This window comes from Streptomyces sp. NPDC014006 (assembly GCF_043088925.1).
Lineage (GTDB): Bacteria > Actinomycetota > Actinomycetes > Streptomycetales > Streptomycetaceae > Streptomyces.
Map to the genome: position 1 here is coordinate 1,079,185 of NZ_JBICAJ010000002.1, position 20,772 is coordinate 1,099,956.

Annotated in this window: 19 protein-coding genes, 1 tRNA gene and 2 pseudogenes; 12 read left to right on the plus strand and 10 right to left on the minus strand. The window is 73.6% G+C overall.

Going from position 1 to position 20,772, the window contains the following annotated elements; translation table 11 throughout:
• Positions 1 to 18 precede the first annotated feature (18 nt).
• On the plus strand, positions 19 to 882 hold the full coding sequence (locus tag ACF1GV_RS11430) for a Cof-type HAD-IIB family hydrolase (protein WP_391678784.1): 864 nt from the start codon (positions 19 to 21) through the stop codon (positions 880 to 882).
• Positions 883 to 886: 4 nt separating this feature from the next.
• Here ACF1GV_RS11430 and ACF1GV_RS11435 read toward each other — a convergent pair whose 3' ends face one another.
• Positions 887 to 1,507 (minus strand): class I SAM-dependent methyltransferase, encoded by a 621-nt coding sequence (locus tag ACF1GV_RS11435; protein WP_391678782.1) that lies wholly within the window; start codon positions 1,505 to 1,507, stop codon positions 887 to 889.
• A 207-nt stretch (positions 1,508 to 1,714) separates the two neighbouring features.
• Between ACF1GV_RS11435 and ACF1GV_RS11440 the strand changes: the two genes are divergently transcribed.
• Positions 1,715 to 2,959, plus strand: coding sequence for an amidohydrolase (locus ACF1GV_RS11440; RefSeq protein WP_391678780.1), 1,245 nt, complete (start codon positions 1,715 to 1,717; stop codon positions 2,957 to 2,959).
• A gap of 154 nt (positions 2,960 to 3,113) precedes the next feature.
• Here ACF1GV_RS11440 and ACF1GV_RS11445 read toward each other — a convergent pair whose 3' ends face one another.
• The 3 genes from ACF1GV_RS11445 to ACF1GV_RS11455 all read right to left on the minus strand — a co-directional run bounded on the left by ACF1GV_RS11445 (position 3,114) and on the right by ACF1GV_RS11455 (position 4,923).
• Positions 3,114 to 3,446 (minus strand): DUF3140 domain-containing protein, encoded by a 333-nt coding sequence (locus tag ACF1GV_RS11445; RefSeq protein ID WP_391678777.1) that lies wholly within the window; start codon positions 3,444 to 3,446, stop codon positions 3,114 to 3,116.
• Between the two features lie 63 nt (positions 3,447 to 3,509).
• Positions 3,510 to 3,989, minus strand: a complete 480-nt coding sequence (locus ACF1GV_RS11450) for a Dps family protein (protein ID WP_391678775.1) — start codon at positions 3,987 to 3,989, stop codon at positions 3,510 to 3,512.
• 109 nt (positions 3,990 to 4,098) lie between these two features.
• Positions 4,099 to 4,923, minus strand: a complete 825-nt coding sequence (locus ACF1GV_RS11455) for an alpha/beta hydrolase (protein ID WP_391678773.1) — start codon at positions 4,921 to 4,923, stop codon at positions 4,099 to 4,101.
• Between the two features lie 133 nt (positions 4,924 to 5,056).
• On the opposite strand from ACF1GV_RS11455, the gene ACF1GV_RS11460 reads away from it, so the two are divergent.
• The 3 genes from ACF1GV_RS11460 (at position 5,057) to ACF1GV_RS11470 (ending at position 8,735) form a co-directional block, all read left to right on the plus strand.
• A complete protein-coding gene (locus ACF1GV_RS11460; protein WP_391678771.1) occupies positions 5,057 to 6,244 on the plus strand; it encodes a thiolase family protein in 1,188 nt (395 codons plus the stop codon).
• 125 nt (positions 6,245 to 6,369) lie between these two features.
• Entirely contained in the window at positions 6,370 to 7,878 is a 1,509-nt protein-coding gene (locus ACF1GV_RS11465) for a long-chain fatty acid--CoA ligase (RefSeq protein WP_391678769.1), read from the plus strand.
• 83 nt (positions 7,879 to 7,961) lie between these two features.
• Positions 7,962 to 8,735, plus strand: a complete 774-nt coding sequence (locus tag ACF1GV_RS11470) for a sulfite exporter TauE/SafE family protein (RefSeq protein ID WP_391678767.1) — start codon at positions 7,962 to 7,964, stop codon at positions 8,733 to 8,735.
• On the opposite strand, the gene ACF1GV_RS11475 is transcribed toward ACF1GV_RS11470, so the two are convergent.
• Positions 8,732 to 11,029 (minus strand): ATP-binding protein, encoded by a 2,298-nt coding sequence (locus ACF1GV_RS11475; protein ID WP_391678765.1) that lies wholly within the window; start codon positions 11,027 to 11,029, stop codon positions 8,732 to 8,734. The genes ACF1GV_RS11470 and ACF1GV_RS11475 overlap by 4 nt on opposite strands.
• A gap of 233 nt (positions 11,030 to 11,262) precedes the next feature.
• On the opposite strand from ACF1GV_RS11475, the gene ACF1GV_RS11480 reads away from it, so the two are divergent.
• Together ACF1GV_RS11480 and ACF1GV_RS11485 are read left to right on the plus strand one after the other, a co-directional pair.
• Positions 11,263 to 11,991, plus strand: coding sequence for a DUF4232 domain-containing protein (locus ACF1GV_RS11480; RefSeq protein WP_391678762.1), 729 nt, complete (start codon positions 11,263 to 11,265; stop codon positions 11,989 to 11,991).
• Between the two features lie 204 nt (positions 11,992 to 12,195).
• Positions 12,196 to 12,945: a cobalt-precorrin-6A reductase gene (locus ACF1GV_RS11485; protein ID WP_391678760.1), complete on the plus strand. Its 750-nt coding sequence runs from the start codon at positions 12,196 to 12,198 to the stop codon at positions 12,943 to 12,945.
• 153 nt (positions 12,946 to 13,098) lie between these two features.
• On the opposite strand, the pseudogene ACF1GV_RS11490 reads toward ACF1GV_RS11485, so the two are convergent.
• The 3 genes and pseudogenes from ACF1GV_RS11490 to ACF1GV_RS11500 all read right to left on the minus strand — a co-directional run.
• Positions 13,099 to 13,515 (minus strand): annotated as a pseudogene (locus ACF1GV_RS11490) (hypothetical protein); the annotation flags it as partial.
• A 57-nt stretch (positions 13,516 to 13,572) separates the two neighbouring features.
• Positions 13,573 to 14,346 carry a precorrin-6A synthase (deacetylating) gene (cobF, locus tag ACF1GV_RS11495; protein WP_391678757.1) on the minus strand — a complete coding sequence of 258 codons (774 nt, stop codon included), beginning with the start codon at positions 14,344 to 14,346 and terminating at the stop codon, positions 13,573 to 13,575.
• A 48-nt stretch (positions 14,347 to 14,394) separates the two neighbouring features.
• On the minus strand, positions 14,395 to 14,973 hold the full coding sequence (locus ACF1GV_RS11500; protein ID WP_391678755.1) for a DUF309 domain-containing protein: 579 nt from the start codon (positions 14,971 to 14,973) through the stop codon (positions 14,395 to 14,397).
• Between the two features lie 104 nt (positions 14,974 to 15,077).
• On the opposite strand from ACF1GV_RS11500, the gene ACF1GV_RS11505 reads away from it, so the two are divergent.
• The 3 genes and pseudogenes from ACF1GV_RS11505 to ACF1GV_RS11515 all read left to right on the plus strand — a co-directional run bounded on the left by ACF1GV_RS11505 (position 15,078) and on the right by ACF1GV_RS11515 (position 16,371).
• Positions 15,078 to 15,151, plus strand: a tRNA-Pro gene (locus tag ACF1GV_RS11505).
• A 165-nt stretch (positions 15,152 to 15,316) separates the two neighbouring features.
• Positions 15,317 to 15,481 (plus strand): annotated as a pseudogene (locus tag ACF1GV_RS11510) (hypothetical protein); the annotation flags it as partial.
• A 287-nt stretch (positions 15,482 to 15,768) separates the two neighbouring features.
• The gene (locus ACF1GV_RS11515; RefSeq protein WP_391678752.1) at positions 15,769 to 16,371 is read left to right on the plus strand and encodes a GNAT family N-acetyltransferase; all 603 of its coding nucleotides are present in this window, start codon (positions 15,769 to 15,771) and stop codon (positions 16,369 to 16,371) included.
• A gap of 36 nt (positions 16,372 to 16,407) precedes the next feature.
• Here the strand turns inward: ACF1GV_RS11515 and ACF1GV_RS11520 are convergent, their stop codons facing one another.
• Positions 16,408 to 17,139, minus strand: coding sequence for a TetR/AcrR family transcriptional regulator (locus ACF1GV_RS11520; RefSeq protein ID WP_391678749.1), 732 nt, complete (start codon positions 17,137 to 17,139; stop codon positions 16,408 to 16,410).
• Between the two features lie 126 nt (positions 17,140 to 17,265).
• Between ACF1GV_RS11520 and ACF1GV_RS11525 the strand changes: the two genes are divergently transcribed.
• Both ACF1GV_RS11525 and ACF1GV_RS11530 read left to right on the plus strand, forming a co-directional pair.
• Entirely contained in the window at positions 17,266 to 18,288 is a 1,023-nt protein-coding gene (locus tag ACF1GV_RS11525) for a glycoside hydrolase family 113 (RefSeq protein ID WP_391678746.1), read from the plus strand.
• Positions 18,285 to 20,120 carry a glycoside hydrolase family 15 protein gene (locus ACF1GV_RS11530; RefSeq protein ID WP_391678743.1) on the plus strand — a complete coding sequence of 612 codons (1,836 nt, stop codon included), beginning with the start codon at positions 18,285 to 18,287 and terminating at the stop codon, positions 20,118 to 20,120. Before ACF1GV_RS11525 ends, ACF1GV_RS11530 begins: the two co-directional genes overlap by 4 nt.
• Here ACF1GV_RS11530 and ACF1GV_RS11535 read toward each other — a convergent pair.
• Entirely contained in the window at positions 20,020 to 20,769 is a 750-nt protein-coding gene (locus ACF1GV_RS11535) for a class I SAM-dependent methyltransferase (RefSeq protein ID WP_391678740.1), read from the minus strand. The genes ACF1GV_RS11530 and ACF1GV_RS11535 overlap by 101 nt on opposite strands.
• Positions 20,770 to 20,772: the final 3 nt, after the last annotated feature.

The window sequence follows — 20,772 nt, forward strand, 5'->3', positions numbered from 1 at the left end:
CCCGACCGAGAGCAGGACATGCCGTACAGCAGCGCCCCCCTGGTCAGCACCCCCGAGCCCCGCTTGGGTGAGGTCCCCGCCGACATCCGGCTGATCGTCACCGACATGGACGGCACGCTCCTGGACGACGACAAGCAGATTCCGCCCGGCCTGTGGCGCACGCTGCAGCTGCTGCGCGAGCGGGGCGTGCTGTTCAGCCCGGCGAGCGGACGTCAGTACGCCACCCTGGAGCGTCAGTTCGCGGACGTCGCCGAGGGCATGGTGTTCATCGCCGAGAACGGCACCTACGTCGTACGCGACGGCGTCGAGCTGAGCTCCGACCCGCTGCAGCGGGAGGCCGCCGTCCGTGTCGTCGGCGCGGCCCGCCGCCTCGCGGCCGGCGGCGTCGACGTCGGCGCCGTGCTGTGCGGCAAGTGGGCCGCGTACGTCGAGCGCACCGACGAGCCGTTCCTGGCCGAGGTGCGCAAGTACTACGCCGAGCACCGCGTCGTGCCGGACGTCACCGCCGTCGACGACGACTTCATCAAGGTCGCCCTGTACGACTTCGGCTCCGCCGAGCACGGCACCGCCCCCGGGCTCGCCGACTTCACCGCCACCCACAAGGTCGTCGTCTCCGGCGAGCACTGGGTGGACGTGATGAACCGCACCGCCGACAAGGGCGCCGCCGTCCGCCGCCTGCAGGGCGAGCTGGGCATCACCCCGGCCCAGACCATGGTGTTCGGCGACTACCTCAACGACCTGGAGATGCTGGACGCCGCCGAGTGGTCCTTCGCGATGACCGGCGCTCACCCGGAGGTCGTCCGCCGTGCCCGGCACCTGGCCCCGTCGAACAACGACAACGGCGTCCTGCGCACCATCGCACGCTTCCTGCACCTGCCGTAGCCGCTCAGCCGGCGACCCGGCCGACCAGCACGAACTCGTTGTACGGGAAGACGGTGCCGAGGGCCCGGGGGAAGGGGAAGGAGTACGTCCGCGCCACGGTGATCCCCGCCTGCTGCGCGTGCCGGTCCAGTTCCTCGAAGCCGACGAAGCGCTCATGCGTGGCGTCGCTTTTGAACCCGGCCTCCTGCGGCGTGATCAGCACGACCTTCCCGCCCGGCCGGACCAGCGGCAGGTACTGCTGCAGCACACTCTGCGCGAGGTCCTCCGCCATGTGCTCCAGGACGTGCGCGCACAGCAGGCTGTCGAACGAGCCGGGACCGCAGCCGGGCGCCTCGGCCAGCCCCTCCGGCGTGTACGCGGTCAGCCCGCGCTCACGGCACACGGCCACGGAGTGGGCGTTGTGGTCGACGCCGACGCTGTCGGGTCCGCAGTTCAGCAGGTTGCGGCCGAGGCCGCAGCCCACGTCGAGCACCCGGCCCAGGCGCAGACGCCGCAGATTCCACCGGTACGGGGCCTGGGTGGGCAGCAGCCGTCTGATACCGGCCTTTTCCAGCCGCGCGAGCCGCTGGGTGTAGCCGGAAGACGCTGTGGCTGAGCCAAGGGCTTCGTCCTGGACTCCGGACATCGGTGACCGCCGTCCTTTCGGGTTTCGCACACGTGATCTGTGCCACAACCTATGACGCGGAGTGTGCGCCGGGATGGAAAAGAACCGGCCGTTTCCATATTTTCACCCCGCTGTCACCGGGCAGTACCGCCGCACGAGCACGGGGGCTGGAGCCGGCCCCCTCCGGCCGTCGAGAATCGCCGCAGCCGATCACGAGGAGGCAGCAGCATGATCGATCCGCCCGCCGTGGCCCGACGGACGCGCGAGGTGAGCGAGGCGGTGAAGGCCGCGGAGCTCGAGGACTTCTACCGCGACCTGCACCGTCATCCCGAGCTCGCCTTCCAGGAGCACCGCACCGCGGGCAGGCTCGCCGCACGGCTGCGCGCGGCCGGATACGCGGTGACCGAGGGGGTCGCCCGCACCGGCGTGGTGGGCGTGCTCAGCAACGGTGACGGGCCGGTGGTGTGGCTGCGCGGTGACATGGACGCGCTGCCGGTGCGGGAGGCGACCGGGCTGCCCTACGCCTCGAGCGTGGACGCAGTGATGCACGCCTGCGGTCATGATCTGCACGTCACCTGGCTGGCCGGGGCCGCCGAGGCCCTCGCGGCGGCCCGTGCCACCTGGTCGGGCACGCTCGTCGTGATCGGCCAGCCCGCCGAGGAGAGCGGCGGGGGAGCGGGCGCGATGGTCGCGGACGGCCTGCACGAGCGCTTCCCGCGCCCCGACGTCCTGTTCGGCCAGCACGTCGCCCCCGGCCCGGCCGGGTTCTACCCGCACACCCCCGGTCTCACCATGTCCGCCGCGGACGACATCGACGTGGTCGTGCACGGCGTCGGCGGCCACGGCTCACGCCCCGAGTCCACCGTCGATCCCGTCGTGACGGCGGCGTACGTCGTCACCCGGCTGCAGACCGTGGTCGCCCGTGAGGTGGCCGCGAAGGAGTCGGCGGTGCTGACGGTGGGCCAGTTCCATGCCGGTACGAAGCACAACATCATCCCCGGCGAGGCCCGGCTCGCCCTGAACCTGCGCAGCCAGAACGCCGCGGTACGCGAACGCGTCCTCACCGCTGTCCGGCGGATAGTGGAGGGGGAGTGCGCAGCGGCCGGCTGCCCGCTCCCGCCCGAGGTGACCGTGCACCCGGGCTACCCGAACACCGTCAACGACGCGGCCCTGGACGGCGAGATCGCCGCCGCGCACCGCGCGCTCTTCGGCGACCACACCGTCTTCGACTTCGGCCCGGCCATGGGCAGCGAGGACTTCTCCCTGCTGGCACCCGAGGGTGTGCCCTACGACTACTGGTACGTCACCTCGACACCGGCCCCGGTGTGGGATGCGGCCCCCGGCGAGGAGCTCGCCGAGAAGTTCGGCAACGTCCCCGGCAACCACAGCCCCCTGTTCGCCCCCGATCCGGCGGTCCTGCTGCCAGGTGTCCAGACACTGATCGCCGCGGCCCTCACCCGCCTGGCGACCTGAGCGGCACGCGCGTACGGCGGCCCGGGCGGGACGTGGGGAACGGCGCGAACCGCCCCGACGCACGCACCCGCACGGGCCGCCGGAAGGGGGCGAGCACCCCCGCGCGCCGCACCGGAACGACGCACCGCGCCGCACCGGCGAGAGCGCCGCAGGCTCATGGCTTCAGCGGGTCGTGCCCGATCGTCATCAGCCGGTGCCGGCGGCGGGTGTCCGCGGCCTCCGGCTCGTTCTCCACGTCGGCCTCCTCGTCCACCGTGTCGACGACCTTGCGCATCACCCGCAGGTCGTCCTCCGTCAGGTCGGTGCGCCGCTTCTGCAGGATGGCCAGCACGTGCTGCCCGGTCGGGCTCCCCGCCTGCTCCGGCAGGGGCTCGGTGTCCTCGGCGGCGTCCCGCACCTTCAGCCAGGCGGCCAGCTCGGCCGAGGTCATGTTCACCGCGCGGTGGAAGTCCTCCCACAGCGCGTCGAGTTCGAGGGCGTCGGTCATCAGCTGCCCCTTTCGTGGCGTTGCATGGGTACCGGGGTGGCGGGCCGGGACGGCGTGCCCCGGTCAGTCCTGCGGGAAGTTCTCCGCCTCGAACATCCACCGCTGCTTCTCCAGCTCGGCGGTGATGCCGATGAGCAGGTCCTGGGTGACCGGGTCGGGCTTGTCGGTGACCTCGATGCGGTCCCGCAGCCGGGTGACGGCCTCTTCGAGCGACTGCACCATCAGCCCCACGACCTCCGTGTCGCGCAGCCGGCCGTCCTTCGCGCCGGGCAGCCCGTAGGCGGCGGCGACGGTCTCGGGACGGCCGTCCGGTGTCACGCCCAGCGCCGCGGCACGCTCCGCCACGGTGTCGGCGAAGCCACGCGCGGCTTCGACCACCTCGTCCAGCTGGAGGTGGATCGAGCGGAACCGCGGCCCCACGACGTTCCAGTGCGCCTGCTTTGCCACCAGTGACAGGCCGAGCAGGTCAACGAGGGTCTCCTGCAGGGCCTGGCCGGTGACACGGCGGGCGTCGTCGGGCAGCGTGCTCTTCACCACGGTCATGGCGCGCTTCTCCTCCTCACGTCGTCTGCGAAGAGGGGCGGGTGCCCTGGCGGTACGGCGGCCAAACCGGGAGGCGTCCGGGATGCCCGCCGGGGTGTCTCGGGGTGTCTCAGGGTGTGAGCACCTTGTCCAGGAAGCCCGTGACCTCGGCGAACACCTCGTCCCTGTCGGTCTCATGGAAGACCTCGTGCCGCGCGCCGCGGTAGACCCGCTCGGTCGGGCCGCCGTCACCGGCCAGCCGCTCCACGCCGATCCGGCTGCCCGGCAGCGGGACGAGCCGGTCGTCGTCGCCGTGCAGCCACAGCACCGGCAGCCGCCCCACGTCACCGCCCTTCGCCACCCTCTCCAGCGTGCGCACGAACGCCTCGAGCGTCGGCCGCTTCATCGGCCCGTGCCACACCAGCGGGTCCGCCGCGTACGCCGCCCCGACCGCCGGGTCGCGGGAGAGCGCGGCCGGGCTGATCGGGACGTCGGGGATCTCGCCGTGCCGCGCGGCGTGCGCGAGCAGCCGCTCGGGGGTCTCCCAGGCCCCGATCACCGGCCCGGACAGCACCAGCGCGGCCAGGTCGTCGCCGTACCGCTGGGCGTAGCGGGAGGCGATCAGGCCGCCCATGGAGTGGCCGGCCATCACCACGGGCAGCCGGGGGTGTGCGGCCCGGGCGAGCCGGGCCACCGCGTGCACGTCGCTGACGACGTCCTCGAAGTCCTCGATCACCACCCGCTCACCCGCCGACCGTCCGTGCCCGATGTGATCCGGCCCGTACACCGCCGCGCCATGCTCCAGGAGTACGTCCGCGAGGCCCTCGTAGCGGCCGATGTGCTCCCCGTAGCCGTGGACGACGACGGCGATGTACCGGGCCCGCGGGTTCGGCCACTCGCGGGTGACGATCGTGCCGCGGGTTCCGGCCAGGACGTGTTCGCGCGACTCGGCCATGTCTCCTCCGGTGGGTCGGCGCAGCTGTGAGGGGGGATCTTCCCAGGGAGCGGTCCCTCGGTCTATAGTCCAAAACTAGCAGTGCTAATTAAGAGCTCGCTGGTCCACAGCGCCGTCGGTCAGGAGTCCTTCCGTGCGTCCCGTCCACTTCGCGGCCGCCCGCCGCACCCCCATCGGCAAGCTGCGCGGCGCGCTGTCCTCCGTCCGCCCCGACGACCTCGCCGCCGCCGTGATCCGCGCCCTGGTCGCCGACGTGCCCGCACTCGATCCCGCCCGGATCGACGACGTCTACTGGGGCGCCGCCAACCAGGCCGGCGAGGACAACCGCAACGTCGCCCGCATGGCCGCCCTGCTCGCCGGCCTGCCCGAGACCGTGCCCGGCGCCACGGTCAACCGGCTGTGCGCCTCCGGCCTCGAAGCGGTCACCGCCGCCGCCCGCACGATCGCCGCGGGCGAGGCCGACCTCGTGATCGCGGGCGGCTCGGAGTCGATGAGCCGCGCCCCCTTCGTCCTGCCCCGCCCCGACGAGGCCCTGCCGCACCGCATGGAGACCTACGACACCCGGCTCGGCTGGCGGCTGGTGAACCCGGCGATGAAGGACCTGCACGGCCTGCTCGCCATGGGTGAGACCGCCGAGGAGGTCGCCGCCCGGTACGGCATCAGCCGGGAACAGCAGGACGAGTTCGCGCTGCGCAGCCACCAGCGCGCCGCCGAAGCGCGCAAGCTGGGCCACTTCGACGACGAACTCCTGCCCGTCGAGCGCCCGGACGGCACGGTCGTCGACACCGACGAGTGCATCCGCGAGGACACGTCCTACGACAAGCTCGCACGCCTCAAGCCCGTCTTCCGCTCCGGCGGCACGGTCACCGCGGGCAACGCCTCACCGATGAACGACGGCGCGGCGGGCCTGATCCTGGCCAGCGAGGAGGCCCTCAACGAGCTGGGCCTGGAGTCCATGGGCCAGTACGTCGCCGGCGGCTCCGCCGGGGTCCACCCCGACGTCATGGGCATCGGCCCGGTCCCGGCCACCCGCAAGGTGCTGGCCCGGGCCGGCTGGAGCATCGGCGAGGTGCAGGAGGCCGAGTTCAACGAGGCGTTCGCCGCCCAGGCCCTCGCCTGCGTCGACCAGCTCGGCATCGACCCCGACCTGGTCAACACGAGCGGCGGCGCCATCGCGCTGGGCCACCCGCTCGGCTGCTCCGGCGCCCGCATCCTGACCACCCTGCTGCACCGCATGCGCCGCACGGGCGCCGCGCGCGGCCTCGCCACGATGTGCGTGGGCGTGGGCCAGGGCAGCGCGGTGCTGGTCGAGAGGCACTGAGCACAGCGGCCCCGCTCGAGGGGCACCGAGCACAGCGCACGGCGGCTCCGCACCGAGGAGCCGAACGGGGGCTCCCCTGAAGGGGATCCGGTAACACGAGCCGCAAGGAATCGGAGCGACACTCCATGGCAACCCTCTCCCTGGCCGTCATCCTCGCCGAGAACGCCCGGCGCCGTCCGGAGAAGACCGCCCTGATCGAGGGCGAGCGGCGGCTGACCTTCGCCGAGGTGTGGCGGCAGGCGCTGGCGCAGGCCGGCGCGCTGGCCGGGCTGGGCGTCGCGCCGGGGGACCGCATCGCCCTGATGGCACCCAACACCGCCGAGTTCCCGCTCGCGTACTACGCCGTCGCCGCGGCCGGCGGGGTCGTCGTCCCCGTGCATCTGCTGCTCTCCGCGCCGGAGGTCGAGCACGTGCTGCGCGACAGCGGCGCCACCCTGCTGCTGGTCCACCCCGCGCAGGCGGAGACCGGGCGCGCCGCCGCCGAGGCCACCGGCGTGCGGGTCGTCACCCTCGGCGAGGAGTTCGACAAGCTGGCGGCGAACGCCGAGCCGCTCCGGTCGTACGTCACCCGCGCAGCCGACGACCCGGCGGTCGTCTTCTACACCAGCGGCACCACCGGCGTGCCCAAGGGCGCCGTGCTCAGCCACTTCAACCTGGTGATGAACGCGACCGTCAACGCCTTCGACGCCAACGACATCCGCCCCGACGACATCGCGCTCGGCGCGCTGCCGCTCTTCCACGCCTTCGGGCAGACGGTGTCGATGAACTCCACCTGGCGGGCGGGCGCCACCCTCGTCCTGCTGCCCCGCTTCGACGCGGCACGCGCGATCGAGCTGATGGTGGCGGAGAAGGTGAACACCTTCCACGGCGTGCCCACCATGTTCGTCTCGCTCGCCGCCGCGGCCGCCGCGGCGCCGGCCCTTCCGGAGCTGCGGGTGTGCATCTCCGGCGGCGCCTCGCTGCCCGTCGCCGTCCTGGAGCGGTTCGAGGCGGCGTTCGGGGCGCGGATCTACGAGGGGTACGGGCTGTCGGAGACCTCACCGACGGCGACGGTCAACCAGCCCTGCTTCGGCACGAAGGCCGGCACCATCGGGCACCCCCTGTGGGGCGTCGACGTGGAGATCGCCCGCGCCGAGGTCGAGGGCCGTGTCGAGCTGCTGCCGCCCGGCGAGCTGGGCGAGGTCGTCATCCGCGGCCACAACGTGTTCTCCGGCTACCTCGGCCGCCCCGAGGCGACCGCTCAGGCCGTGGTCGACGGCTGGTTCCGCACCGGCGACCTCGGCACCAAGGACGAGGACGGCTTCCTGAGGATCGTCGACCGGAAGAAGGACGTGATCATCCGCGGCGGCTACAACGTCTACCCGCGCGAGGTCGAGGAGGTCCTGATGCGTCACCCCGGCATCGCACAGGTCGCCGTGATCGGCCTGCCGGACGAGCTGCACGGCGAGGAGGTGTGCGCGGTCGTCGTCCCGGCGCCGGGCGCCTCCCGGGACGCCGCCGCGCTCACCGCGTGGTCCAAGGAACACCTGGGCCGGCACAAGTACCCGCGGCGGGTGGAGTTCGCCGACACGCTGCCCCTCGGCCCGAGCATGAAGGTGCTCAAGCGGGAGCTGCGCACGCAGTACGCCGGTTAGGGGCGAGCAGCCGAGTCGGGCGGGCCGCCTGACGAGACGGTCCTTCTGCGCACCGGTTGTCAGGACATAGCATCGGTGGCCGCATGGACACGATGACGCTGTGGCACATATCCGGCTGGGGGTTCGCCGCGCTCGCCTTCGCGGCGCTGCTCGTCGGCTTCTCGAAAACCGCCGTGAGCGGGGCGAACACGGTCAGCCTCGCGATCTTCGCGGCGGTCCTGCCCGCCCGCGCCTCCACCGGCGTACTGCTCCCGGTGCTGATCGCCGGGGACGTGCTCGCGGTGCTCACCTACCGGCGGCACGCCCACTGGCCCACGCTGTGGCGGCTGTTCCCGGCGGTCGCGGCGGGCGTGGTGGCCGGCACGCTGTTCCTGGTGTGGGCCGGTGACGGGGTCGTACGCGTCTCGATCGGGGTCATCCTGCTGGTCATGGCCGCGGTGACCGTGTGGCGCCGGCGCACGGCCGAACGGACGGCGGAGCCTGACGCGGTCACCACCCGCGCGGGCCGGATCAAGGCCCGCTCCTACGGCGTCCTCGGCGGCTTCACCACGATGGTCGCCAACGCCGGCGGCCCGGTGATGTCGATGTACCTGCTCTCGGCCGGCTTCCGCAAGCTGGGGTTCCTGGGCACGTCGGCGTTCTTCTTCCTCATCGTCAACGTCTCCAAGGTGCCCTTCAGCGCCGGTCTCGGGCTGATCGACGGCCGCTCGCTGCTCCTGGACGCGGCGCTGGCGGTGTTCGTGGTGCCCGGTGCGTTGTTCGGCAAGTGGGCCGTGAACAGGATCAACCAGAAACTCTTCGAGCAACTGGTCATCGCGGCCACCGTGGTGGGCGGTCTGCAGCTGCTCCTGCGTTAGACGGTTCCGGCGGTGGCTTCGTCGAGCGCGGCGAGTGCGGCGGCGGCCTCGACCTGGCGCGGGCTTCTCAGCGCGGCGAGGGCGTCGCGGGCGGTGCGCAACGTCTCCCGGGCCTCCGGGTGGCCCATGGCACCGAGGACCTGACCCAGGTCCAGCCGGGCCTGCTCAACCCACACCGGCATCTGCGCGGCCTCGAAGGCGGCGAGGGCCTGCCGCAGCGGCGCCTCGGCCTCGTCCCAGCGTTCCAGGGCCGCCAGGTCGTTGCCGATCTGCTGCCGGGCGACCGCGTGGTACAACCCGATCACTTCGTCCGTCCGGCCTGGGACCCCCGCGCGGCAGATCCGCTCGCTGCGGCGGTGGATGTCCAGCGCCTCGGCGGCCCGGCCGGTCTGGCGCAGCAGGGTGCCGAGGCTGTTGAGGATCGTCAGCTCGGCCAGCCGGCCCTGCGGTGACTCCTGGGAGGCGAGGCAGCGCGCCCCCTCACGCAGCCGTTCCTGGGCCTCCTCCGCGCGGCCCAGCCGGTGCAGTGCGCCGGCGCCGTAACCGAGTGCCCAGCCCTCCTGAAGCCCGTCCCCGCACTGGCGGGCCGCCACGAGCGCGGCGTCGGCGCTCGTCAGGGCGGCGTGCGGGTCGTGCACACAGAGGTTGTGGGCCCAGGCGAGGTAGTTGAGGTGAACCGCCTCCTGCCGTCTGCTGTCCAGCAGCCGGGCGCAGTCCGCGGAGCGCTGGAAGACCTCCACCCATTGCTCCCAGTGCTGGTTGAGATCGGAGAACCAGTGCATCGCCTCCGCCGTGTCCAGGACCTGCCGGTGGCGGCCCGTGTCATGGGCCCGGCGCAGTGCGGCGAGCCACTGGGCCCGCTCGGCCTCCAGCCAGGCCCGTGCCTCTTCCCGGCCGGTGGGCGCCGTGTCCGGGTCCGGGTCGTCCTGCGGCACGCTCCGTTCGTGGTCGACGTCGAAGTGCAGCGCGGCGGCGGTGGCCCGGCGCAGCATCCAGGACGCGGTCCGGTCGAGGGCGGCGTCGCGGACCTCGGGGCCGTCCTCGGCCTCCACCTGCTCGGCCGCGTAGAGCCTGAGCAGGTCGTGGAAGCGGTACCGCTCGGCGGCGGCATCGCTCTGCAGCAGTCCGGCGTCGGTCAGTTCCTCGGCGCAGGCGACCGCCTCGTCGTAGGAAAGGCCGGCCAGGACCGCGGCGGTCTCGGCGCTGAAGTCCGCTCCGGCGGCCAGCGCGGCGCGCCGCAGCAACGTCCTCGGTCCCGGCGGCAGTTGCCGATAGGAGAGCGCGAAGGCGGCACGCACCCGCAGGCTTCCGGCCTGCAGCCCGTCCAGCCGCCGGCCCTCGGCGGCGAGGCGGGCGACGAGCTTGCCGAGACGTTCGTGCGGCCGGCTGAGGAGCCGCTGGCCGGCGATCCGGACGGCCAGCGGCAGGTGCCCGCACAGGTCGGCGAGGTCACGTGCCGCCTGTGCCTCCGCCCGCACCCGGTCCGGGCCGATGATGCGGGTCAGCAGTTCCACCGCCTCCTCGCGCCGCAGCAGGGCCAGATCGGTGCGGTGGACGGACTCCAGACCGGCCAGGGCGTGGCGGCTGGTGACGATTGTCAGGGACGGACCGCTGCCCGGAAGCAACGGGCCGACCTGGGACTCGTCGGCCGCGTTGTCCAGCAGCAGGAGCATGCGCCGCTCGCCGGCCAGGGACCGCCACAGACCCGCACGGTCGTCGGTGCCGGCCGGTATCGCCGCGTCGGCGACCCCCATCGCGCCGAGCAGCCGGGCCAGCGCGTCGCGGGGGGTGGTCGGCTCGGTATCCATGCCGTGCAGGTCCAGGGCGTACTGCCCGTCCGGGAAGTACGGCGCGAGGCGGTGCGCGGCGTGCACCGCGAACGCGGTCTTGCCCAGACCCGGCTGCCCGGAGACCACAGTGACCGGCGGCAGGTCCGGATCGGCGTCCTCCGCCAGCTCCAGCAGCCGGGCCAGGGCCGGGCCGCGGGCGGTGAAGTCCCGGATGTCGCGGGGCAGGCCCAGGGTGCCGGGGCCCGCCGGACCGGCGGCCGTGCGGGGGCGCGGCCGGCCGAGCGAGGCGGACTTCTCCAGGCTCGCCGCCTCGTCACCGTCCAGTCCCAGCGCCTCGGCCAGCGCCCGCACCGTACGCCGCTGCGGCCCACGGGTGCGCCCGCGTTCCATGTCCGCCAGCGCCCTGACGCTCACCCCCGCCGCGTGGGACAGCGCCTCCTGGCTCAAAGCGGAACGGACTCGTAGGTGCCGCAACTGCTGCCCGAAGTCCCCCGTGGAAGGCATGCCGTCGCGCACCGTCGATGTCCCCGATCGTCCGGCCCGTCCGGTTGAGAGCCCCCGGCAGAAGTATGGCCGACGGTACTTCTGCCGGGAGAACCGCCTGGGCGACGCGGACCGGAAATGGTCGACTGAAGGCCGACGCGGAACGCCCTGTCCGGGCCCGCGCCGATCACCTTTCGCAGGAACCGCCGACGGCACCGCGCCGCGGCCCCGCACCACTCACGGGGGAACTTTCCATGAACACGCTGCGTCACCGCACCACGCTGCTCGCCGTCGCGGGCACGGCCCTCGCCGTGTCCCTCACCGCCTGCCAGAGCGACGCGGGCACCAAGTCCTCGTCGGCACCGACCACCTCGGCCACGGTGGCGTCGTCCCCGGCCGCCGGGGCGACGGTGAACGGAACCCGCACGTCCGGCACGACGGGATCGGCCGACTCGGCGCCCTCGGGCGGGTCGAAGGGCTCGGGCGGATCCAAGGGCTCGGCGGGGTCCGCCGACTCCTCCGCGGGTTCGGACGGCGCGACCGGCGAGCAGGCGACCGCCTCCACGCCCGTCTGCACCGCACGGGACGTCCGCGTCACCGCCGCCACCCAGGACGGCCCGCCCTACACCCACATCGTCCTCACGGCGAAGAACACCGCCGGGCACTCCTGCCGGCTGACGGGCTTCCCGCACATCCAGTTCCTGGAGAGCCACAAGCAGGACGTCCCGGCCGTCGCCAAGAGCAAGCCGGCCACGCCGGTCGTCCTCGCCGTGGGAGCCCCGGCCTACGCCCTGGTGAAGCTGTCGGACGGCGGGGTCGACGAGGACAACGAACCGGTGTCGGCGTTCTCCGTCATGCTGGACGGCGACTCCACGGTCATCGCCGTCACCGCGCCCGGCAGCGACGGCATCGCCGTCGATCCGGCCAAGGCCCTCACGGGCTACTGGACCCCCGAACTCCGCAACGGCGCGGACGACTTCTGAATCCCGCCGAAGGGGACGGCGGCCACCCCGGTGACGCGCTCACCCCGGCGTCGGCGCCACGGCGCCGGGCCCGCGCAGGGGTGAGCCGCGGCGGCCGATCGGTCCGCGACCGCCGATCCGCGACCGCCGGTCGGTCCGCGGCGGCCGCCTGCTCCACCCGGGCCGGTGACCTGCCCGGACCGGGCACCTCGTACCCTCGACGCCATGCCGACCCCGCACGTCCTCGTCCTCGGCGGCACCACCGAGGCCCGCCGTCTCGCCGCCGCCCTCGCGGAGCGGGCGGAGGTGCGGGTGACCACTTCGCTGGCCGGGCGGGTGACCCGGCCGGGGGCGGTCGACGGTGAGGTGCGCGTCGGGGGGTTCGGCGGTGCGGAGGGGCTCGCCGGGTGGCTGCGCGAGCAGCGGGTGAGCGCGGTCGTCGACGCCACCCATCCCTTCGCGGCCGGCATCACCGCGAACGCCGCCGAGGCCGCCGCGCTGACCGGCGTACCTCTGGTGGTGCTGCGCCGGCCGGGGTGGCGTCCGGCCCCGGGCGAGCGCCGGCACACCGTCGACTCCCTGGACGCGGCCGCGCGGGAGCTGCCCCGCCTCGGCCGCCGGGTGTTCCTGACCACGGGCCGCCTCGGCCTCGCCGCCTTCGCCCACCTGACGGACATCCACTTCGTCGTACGGTCCGTGGAGCCGCCCGAGCCTCCGCTGCCGCCGCGGCTCGACGTGATCCTGGCGCGGGGCCCGTTCACCGTGGCCGACGAGAGGGCGCTTCTGCGGGAACACCGCATCGACGTCCTGGTGACCAAGGACAGCGGGGGAGAGGCCACCGCGGCCAAACTGACAGCGGCCCGCGAGCTGGGCCTGCCGGTCGTGGTCGTACGCCGCCCGCCGCTGCCGGAGGGCGTCACGGCGGTGGCGGACGTGGCGGCGGTGCTGGAGCGGCTGGGGTTCAGCCGCAGGTGAGGGAGACGCGCAACGGTCGGTAACGCGTGGGACCACCCTGCGGCACTTGGCCGATGCGAAGGCACGCCACCGCCCGCTGCGGATGCGGGCCGCATCGCGGCGGCCGCCCGTACCGGCGCGGCGCCCCCGGCCGCCGTCGCCCGGGCGCCGACCCGTGAACACCGGGTCGGCGAACAGCCGCATCAAAAGCATCGGTTCCGCGGCCCGCGTCTCGACCAGACAGAACAGGGCGAGGGCGAGCGCGCCGCCGGCGAAACAGGCCGATGACGACGCCGGAGCCCCACGCGTACTCGTTGCCGCCCCAGCTGGTCGCCAGGATCAGTCCGGACGCGCCGACGGCGACGAGCGCGATGCCCGCATAGTCGATCACCGGCCGGGACGGCGACTTGACCATGCTCGGCGCCGCCCAGGTCCGAGACGATCGTCGGCAGCGCCGTAGCCCACGATGGTCCGGTCGAGGGCCTCGAGCAGCACGCCCAGCATGATCGTCACGAAGACGATGTTCCGGCGGCGTACGCGCAGCACCGGTGGCTGCGCGGCCGGCGGTGCCATGTCCTCGGCGGCTGTCACGAGGTCACGATCAACCGGCGGACCGCCCCCGCATGCCCGGTGGCCCCGGCGGGTGCGTCAGGCGTCCTTCGGGTTGCGGCGCAGCAGATACGTGTCCATGATCCACCCCTTGCGCTCGCGTGCCTCGGCCCGCAGCCGCTCGATGCGCGGCGCGGCCTCGGCGATCGGACCGGAGGCGAGAATCTCGTCCGGGGTGCCGAGGTAGGCGCCCCAGTAGATGTCGATGTCCTGGTCGGCGTACTGCCGGAAGGCCTGGTGCGCGTCCAGCATCACGACCACGTCGTCCACGCCGTCCGGGAAGCCTTCCGCCAGCCGCCGCCCGGTGGTGATCTGCACCGGCCGCGCGACCCGGTTCAGCCCCGTGCGGTGCCGGGCCACGAGCGAGGAGACGCTGCTGATGCCGGGCACGACGTCGTAGCCGAAGGCGACCGCGCCCCGCTCGAGCACCTCGTCCAGGATCGCGATCGTGCTGTCGTAGAGCGCCGGGTCGCCCCACACCAGGAACGCGCCGGTCTCCTCCTCGCCCAGCTCCTCGGCGATCAGTCGCTCGTAGATGCCGGCGCGGGCGCTGCGCCAGTCCCCGACGGCCGGGGAGTACGCGGCGCCGCCCGCGCGGCGGTCCCGCTCGGGGTCACGCGCCTCCACCACGCGGTAGCCGCCCTCGGGTACGTGCGCCTCGAGCATGTCCCGGCGCAGCTGGACCAGGTCGCTCTTCACCTCGCCCTTGTCGAGGACGAAGAACACGTCCGTGGCGCGCAGCGCCTTGACCGCCTGCAGGGTCAGCTGGTCGGGATCGCCGGCACCGATCCCGATGACATGAATCTTTCGCACGCCCCGAGTCTGCCGTACGCCACTGACAGTGACCGCACCGCCCGCCGGTCAGCGCAGCCGGGGCGCCCGCTCCCGGGCGTCCACGGGCCCGCCGCCGGCCTCCACCTCGGCGGCCAGCTCCCGCGCCCAGACGGCGAGAGAGCCCAGGTCCATGCCGTGCGGCCGGTCCTCACCGGTGTCCGCCGCCCACTCCTCGACGGCGCCCGCCCCGCGCCGCAGCAACCGCGCCCCGCCGGTGGCGTTCCCGCGCGCCGCGTGCGTGAGGCCCACCGCGAGCTGCGCGAGCCCCCGCCACAGCGTCCGCTCCCGCTGCGGCCCCGACTTCCACGCGTCCTCGAACACCTCGTGCGCGTGGAACGGCTTGCCCTCGTCCAGCAGCGCCTGCGCCTCGGTCACGGACTCCTGCGGGGTGCGCACCACCCCCTCCGGCTGCCGGTCCACGCCCGGGGCGCCGTACGGCAGGGGCCGGCCCAGCCCGTCCCGGGGTCGCGCGTTGCGCGCCCGCCCCTCGCCGTCCCGGTCCCGGGCGCCGTCGCCCTGGCGCGGGGGAGAGGCCCCGTCGCCGGGGCGCGGCGGTGAGGTGCCGTCGCCGGATGCCGTGCCGTCCGTGTCCGCGGTGCCTGCCATGCCTCGATTGTCCCGTGCCGGCCGTGCCCCCTTCGGCCCAGCCCCCGGTGTGGGGTAAAGTGCTGTTCGCGCGATCACGCGGGACACCCGCGTATCGGCGCGGCCGGGACGTGGCGCAGCTTGGTAGCGCACTTGACTGGGGGTCAAGGGGTCGCAGGTTCAAATCCTGTCGTCCCGACTTTGCGAAGTCGTAGGTGAAGGCCGTTTCGGAGTGATCCGGAACGGCCTTTCGCGTGTCCTGGCGCGGAGGGCGCCGGGGATCATCCCGCCACGCCACGCCACCCAGCGGGGTGGACGGGCAGCCGTACGCCCACCTCGGTGACCGGACGATCCCCTCGCGGGCGACGAGGTCCGCAAGGCCGGCTGCGAGCGCGTCTTCGCCTTCCCAGGCTTCGTCCCGGCCCGCATCCGTCCGCTGTTCGAGGAGGGCCTCGGTCCGTTGCGCTGGGCCGCCCTGTCCGGTGACCCGAAGGACACCGAGGCCACCGGCAGGGTCGCGATGGAGGTCGTGGAACGGATCTGCACCCGGGTCGCCGGAAGCGGCAAGCCGGCGCTGTGCGACATCGCCGAGCTGACCCCGGCGCTCGACGCGGACGACAGCACGGCCCGCGCCGGGGACCGGCTGATCCACACCGTGCTCACCGCGCGGAAGGGCGCGCCGTCCGGGACGTGACGACGCTCCGTCGACGGGCGGCGGACGGCTCGCCGTGGGGACCGTCCCCCAGGGGATCGGTCCCGCACGGCGTGATCGCGGATGCCGTTACCCTGAACGGTGGCCCCGACGGAAGGAGCGCGGTGATCCCCGCCCCCGCGCAAGCGACGGTTCTGACCTACCCCGAGGAGGCCGTCCCGACCGGCCTGCGGCGGCAGGTACGGGCACTGCAGGAGGACGCCTGGCCGTCCTCTGACGAAGCGTCGGCCGTGTCGCTCGCGCCGGTCCACGACCCCGCGCTGCGGCCGGTGTCCATGCTGCTCGTGGCCGGCGACACGGTACTGGCGGCCCTGGACGTGCTGACCAAGGAGATCCCCCATGCCGGGCGGCGCTGGGCGGTCGGCGGGCTGAGCACGGTGGTCACGCGGCCCGAGGCGCGCGGCCGGGGCCACGGCAGGCGCCTGGTGAGCACCGCGCGGGAGGCGATGGCCGGGCAGGGCCTGGAGGTGGGCCTGTTCACCTGCGACCGTCCGCTCCAGGCGTTCTACGAGAGCGCCGGCTGGCGGCGGCTGCCCGGCGCCGTCCTGGTCGGCGGGACGGCCGAGTCGCCCTTCCCCAGTGACTGGTCGGCCTTCGACAAGGTGACCATGGCCTGCTTCTTCACCCACGGCAGCCGCGCGGCGGAACCGGCCTTTCGGAACAGCCGTATCGCGCTGCACCCGGGCAGGATCGACAAGCTCTGGTGACGGGCCCGGCGTGGGTGCGCGGCCGTCGCGCCGGTCTCAGGGCGCGGTCGGCCCGCTGTCCGTGAAGCGGTCCAGGAGCGCGTCCAGGCCGGCCGCCAGTCCCTTCGTCCCGCCCCGTTCGGCGAGTGCCGGCGCGGTGCGGCGCAGGGTGGGCAGTTCCTGCGACGGCAGGCGGTGCAGGCCCAGCCGGAAGGCCGGGTCGGGCTCGTCGGGGTTGTCCACCATGGGATGCAGCTCGACCGAGACATAGCCGAGCAGCCAGGCGAGGCAGGCCTGGAACGCGGCGGCGGTCCCGGCCTCGTCCAGGCCGGCCTTCTCCAGCAGGGCGAGCACACGCTCATGGCTGCGGAGCACCGGCAGCGGCCTGCGGGCCATCGGCACGGCCAGCAGCCGGGTCGTCAGCAGCGGCACCGCGTGCGGGTGGGCCAGGCAGACGTCGTACAGCGTCCCGGCGAAGCGGTGCAGGTCCGCGCGCCAGTCGGGCGTGTCGTCCGTGGCCGGACCTTCGGCGTCCAGGCGTGCCTGCAACTCCAGGTGCATCGCCTCGACCAGGCCGTCCAGCAGGGCTTCCTTGCCCTCCGCATAGCGGTACAGGGCCATCGCCTCGACGCCGAGTTCCGCGCCCAGCCGCCGCATGCTCAGGGCGCCAAGGCCCTCGCGGTCGACCAGCTCCAGCGCGCTGGCCAGCACCCGCTCCCGGCTCAGCCGGCCGTAACGGCCCCGGTCGCTGGCGCGCCGCGCCGGGGTGGTGTCGGGGTTCTTCGCCATGGACCGCCCTCCTTCGTGACTTGACCTTACGTGGGGTCGGGGCCATCCTGTCTGTATACGTCGTAAACGTACACGATACGGATACGGTGGTCCCCGCGAACCGGCGAGGGCAGCGAGGTGACCGACATGCAGCTTCCCTTCCGTCACGGACACGTCGACGGGGAGGTCGTCCCGGCACCCGGGCCCCTGCCACGGCATCGCGGTTTCGCCCTGCCCAGCTACGCCCGCGACGGCTACGACGACCCCCGCGCCGCCGAGCACCTGCGCCGGATCGCACGGTCGGGCGCCAACTGGGTCCAGCTCACTCCCACGTGGTACCAGCCCGCCGCCACCTCGGACATCATCCGCCCCAGCCGCATCACCCCTACGGACGCAGGGGTCGCGCGGATGATCCGCCTGGCGCATGCGCACGGCCTGAACGCTCTGCTCAAACCCCACCTCGACCTCGACGACGCCGCGTACCGCGGCACCATCCGCCCCGCCCTGCCCGCTCGCTGGTTCGCCGCCTACGCGGAGTTCATCGCGCACTATGCGCGCCTCGCGGCCCGCTACGGCGCCGACGCGTTCACCGTGGGCACCGAACTCGCCGGCACGGTGGACGACCGCGCGCGCTGGCTCGCGCTCGTCGAGCGCACACGCGTCGTCTACGGCGGCTCGCTGCTCTACGCGGCGCGCCTGAAGGACTACGAGGATGTCGCCTTCTGGGACGCGGTCGATCTGATCGCTGTGGACGCCCGCTGGCCGCTGCCCACCGGGCCGCGCCGGGACGCGCAGGCGTTCATCGAGGCCTGGCGTCCCGTCTGCGGCGCGCTCGGGGAGTTCGCCGCCCGCACCGGCCGTTCGGTGCTGTTCGCGGAGGCCGGATACGCCGGCGTGCGCGGCGCGCCGACCGGCCCGGTCGCCCCCGACATGGCGGAACAGGCCGCCGGCTACGAGGCGTTGCTGCGCACCTTCACCGGCCTGCCCTGGTGGGCGGGCGTCCACTGGTGGGTCTGGGCACAGCTGCCGGCCCCGACGGACCGCGTCCGGTCACTGGACTGCTCCGCCCAGGGCAAGCGGGCCGAGCACGTGGTGGCCCGGTGGTGGGCCGGCCGCACGGAGGAGCCATACCTCGCCCAGGACGGGGCGGTGGGAGGCAGGACACCATGACGTCCATCGAGGACTACGCCCTGCTCGGAGACATGGGCACCGCGGCCATGGTCGGCCGCGACGGCTCCGTCGACTGGCTCTGTCTGCCCCGTTTCGACTCGCCGGCGTGCCTCGCCGCCCTGGTGGGGACACCCGACAACGGCTTCTGGCGCCTCGCCCCGGCCACCGGTGCCGGCACCTGCGCGGGGCGCTCCTACCGGCCCGACACGCTGGTGCTGGACACCTGGTGGCGCACCGCGACCGGCGTCGCGCGGGTCACGGACTTCATGCCGACCGGCTCGCCGCTGCCCTGCCTGGTGCGGATGGTGGAGGGCGTGGCGGGCGAGGTGTCCCTGCGCAGCGAGCTGCGGCTGCGCTTCCACCAGGGCCGGGTGGTGCCCTGGGTGCACGGCATCGACGGCTGCACCGTCGCCGTCGCGGGGCCGGACGCGGTGTGGCTGCGCATCGACGGCGACGGGCGGCTGTCAGGCGACGAGCACGCCACCGTTGCCGAGTTCACCGTCCCCGCCGGCCGGCGGATCGCCCTCGTCCTGGCGTGGGAGCCCTCGCATCACACCGAGCCGCCGCGGTCGCTCGCCGTTCCCGCCGAGACCCTGCTGAAGGAGACCACCGACTACTGGCGCGGCTGGGCCGGCCGCTGCCGCTACCAGGGCCCCTGGCGGGACGCCGTGGTGCGCTCCCTGATCACGCTGAAGGCCCTCACCTACGCCCCCACCGGTGGCGTCGTCGCCGCCCCCACCACCTCGCTGCCCGGCTGTATCGGCGGCGGGCGCAACTGGGACCAGCGCTACTGCTGGCTGCGCGACTCCACGCTGACCCTGTCCTGCCTGCTGCGCAGCGGTTACCGGGAGGAGGCGGTGGCCTGGCTGGACTGGCTGGTGCGCACCGTCGCCAGCGACCCCGCCGACCTGCAATCCGTCTACGGCGTGGGCGGCCAGCGGCTGCTGCGGGAGACCGAGGCGCCCTGGCTGAGCGGCTACGAGGGCTCGCAGCCCGTCAGGTTCGGGAACTGTGCCGACGGATCGTTCCAGCTCGACGTCTACGGCGAGGTGCTGGACACTCTCTACCAGTCCCTGCGGGTGGGGATTGCGATGCCGGCCCATGTGTGGGAGCTGGTCGACGCGCTGATGGGCTACCTGCTGCGGCACTGGCGCGAGCCCGACCAGGGCGTGTGGCAGGTGCGCGGGCCGCGCCGCCACTTCGTGCACTCCAAGGTCATGGCCTGGGTGGCCGCCGACCGGGCTGTGCGCATGGGAAAGCTGCTGGGCCGCAACGGCTCCTCCGCGCAGTGGTGGGCCATGCGGCAGGAGGTGCACCGGCAGGTCTGCCGGGACGGCTGGGACCCGCGACAGGGCTCCTTCGTGCAGTCCTACGGTTCCACCGCCCTGGACGCCACCGCCCTGCTCATGCCCCGGCTCGGCTTCCTGCCCGCGCAGGATCCGCGTGTCCGCAGCACGGTCCGTGCCCTGGGGGCCCTCGAGGAGGACGGCTTCCTGCACCGCTACGCACCCGGCGACGAAGGGGTGCACCCCGTGGACGGCATGGCCGGTCGTGAAGGAGCTTTCGTCTCCTGCTCCTTGTGGCATGCCGACACCCTCGCCGCGACCGGCCATGTCCTCAAGGCGCGTGAGACGTTCGAGCGTGTCCTCGCCGTCCGCAACGACGTGGGACTGCTCGCCGAGCAGTGGGACCCGGCCGCCGGCCGCCACCTGGGCAACGCCCCCATGGCCGTCAGCCACCTCGCGCTGGTCGAGACCGCGTTCGCCCTGTCAGCAGCACCATCCCGGTATCCCCGTACTCCGGCAGCGTCGGATCGGCGTCGATCCGTGTGACGTCCAGCTCCTCGGTCAGCGGTGCGAACACCCTGGTGACGCGCTCGGGGTCCACCGGGCAGCCCGGCCAGCGCGAGGTGGCCCCGATGCGGTAGGTGGGCAGGTTCTCCATGAAGGCTGCCACCAGGTGCCCGCCGGGCACCACACAGCGCACGAAGTGCCCGCAGAAGGCGGCGAACTCGTCGAAGGCCTCACTCGCCCCCTCCGCCACGAAGTGCATCGACGCCAGTTCGTACGTCCCGGGCGGCAGCGCCCGCACATCACCGTGCACCACCCGCACCCGGGCCAGCGCGGCCGGCGGCGACGCCGCGATCCGCGGGTCGAGCTGCCGGCACAGCGAGTGGAAGGGGCGCCAGCTGTCGTCCGGACCGGTGGCCAACTGCCGCCGCAGATAGGCGACGTTGGCGGCGCCCGCCTCGACCGCGTCGATCCCGGCGCTGACCGCGGAGGCCAGCAGCAGCGGGTAGAGGTTCGGACCGGCACCGAACTCCACCGTGCGGGCCAGGCCCCCGGCGGGCAGGGTTCGGTAGTACGCGGCGTGGTGGGCGATGACCGCGGCGTCACACGGATGCAGTTGGCGGTAGTTCTCGGTGAGGTAGTCCTCGACGGGCCAGCCGTCCCAGTTCACGTCGTCGTTGCGGATCGACATCGG

Coding starts and splice junctions, on each gene's coding strand:
- ACF1GV_RS11465 (WP_391678769.1), top strand. CDS start 6,370: ATGGCAACCCTCTCCCTGGCCGTCATCCTCGCCGAGAACGCCCGGCGC.
- ACF1GV_RS11455 (WP_391678773.1), bottom strand. CDS start 4,923: ATGGCCGAGTCGCGCGAACACGTCCTGGCCGGAACCCGCGGCACGATC.
- ACF1GV_RS11430 (WP_391678784.1), top strand. CDS start 19: ATGCCGTACAGCAGCGCCCCCCTGGTCAGCACCCCCGAGCCCCGCTTG.
- ACF1GV_RS11485 (WP_391678760.1), top strand. CDS start 12,196: ATGCCGACCCCGCACGTCCTCGTCCTCGGCGGCACCACCGAGGCCCGC.
- ACF1GV_RS11480 (WP_391678762.1), top strand. CDS start 11,263: ATGAACACGCTGCGTCACCGCACCACGCTGCTCGCCGTCGCGGGCACG.
- ACF1GV_RS11435 (WP_391678782.1), bottom strand. CDS start 1,507: ATGTCCGGAGTCCAGGACGAAGCCCTTGGCTCAGCCACAGCGTCTTCC.
- ACF1GV_RS11530 (WP_391678743.1), top strand. CDS start 18,285: ATGACGTCCATCGAGGACTACGCCCTGCTCGGAGACATGGGCACCGCG.
- ACF1GV_RS11520 (WP_391678749.1), bottom strand. CDS start 17,139: ATGGCGAAGAACCCCGACACCACCCCGGCGCGGCGCGCCAGCGACCGG.
- ACF1GV_RS11445 (WP_391678777.1), bottom strand. CDS start 3,446: ATGACCGACGCCCTCGAACTCGACGCGCTGTGGGAGGACTTCCACCGC.
- ACF1GV_RS11450 (WP_391678775.1), bottom strand. CDS start 3,989: ATGACCGTGGTGAAGAGCACGCTGCCCGACGACGCCCGCCGTGTCACC.
- ACF1GV_RS11500 (WP_391678755.1), bottom strand. CDS start 14,973: ATGGCAGGCACCGCGGACACGGACGGCACGGCATCCGGCGACGGCACC.
- ACF1GV_RS11470 (WP_391678767.1), top strand. CDS start 7,962: ATGGACACGATGACGCTGTGGCACATATCCGGCTGGGGGTTCGCCGCG.
- ACF1GV_RS11525 (WP_391678746.1), top strand. CDS start 17,266: ATGCAGCTTCCCTTCCGTCACGGACACGTCGACGGGGAGGTCGTCCCG.
- ACF1GV_RS11440 (WP_391678780.1), top strand. CDS start 1,715: ATGATCGATCCGCCCGCCGTGGCCCGACGGACGCGCGAGGTGAGCGAG.
- ACF1GV_RS11535 (WP_391678740.1), bottom strand. CDS start 20,769: ATGTCGATCCGCAACGACGACGTGAACTGGGACGGCTGGCCCGTCGAG.
- ACF1GV_RS11475 (WP_391678765.1), bottom strand. CDS start 11,029: ATGCCTTCCACGGGGGACTTCGGGCAGCAGTTGCGGCACCTACGAGTC.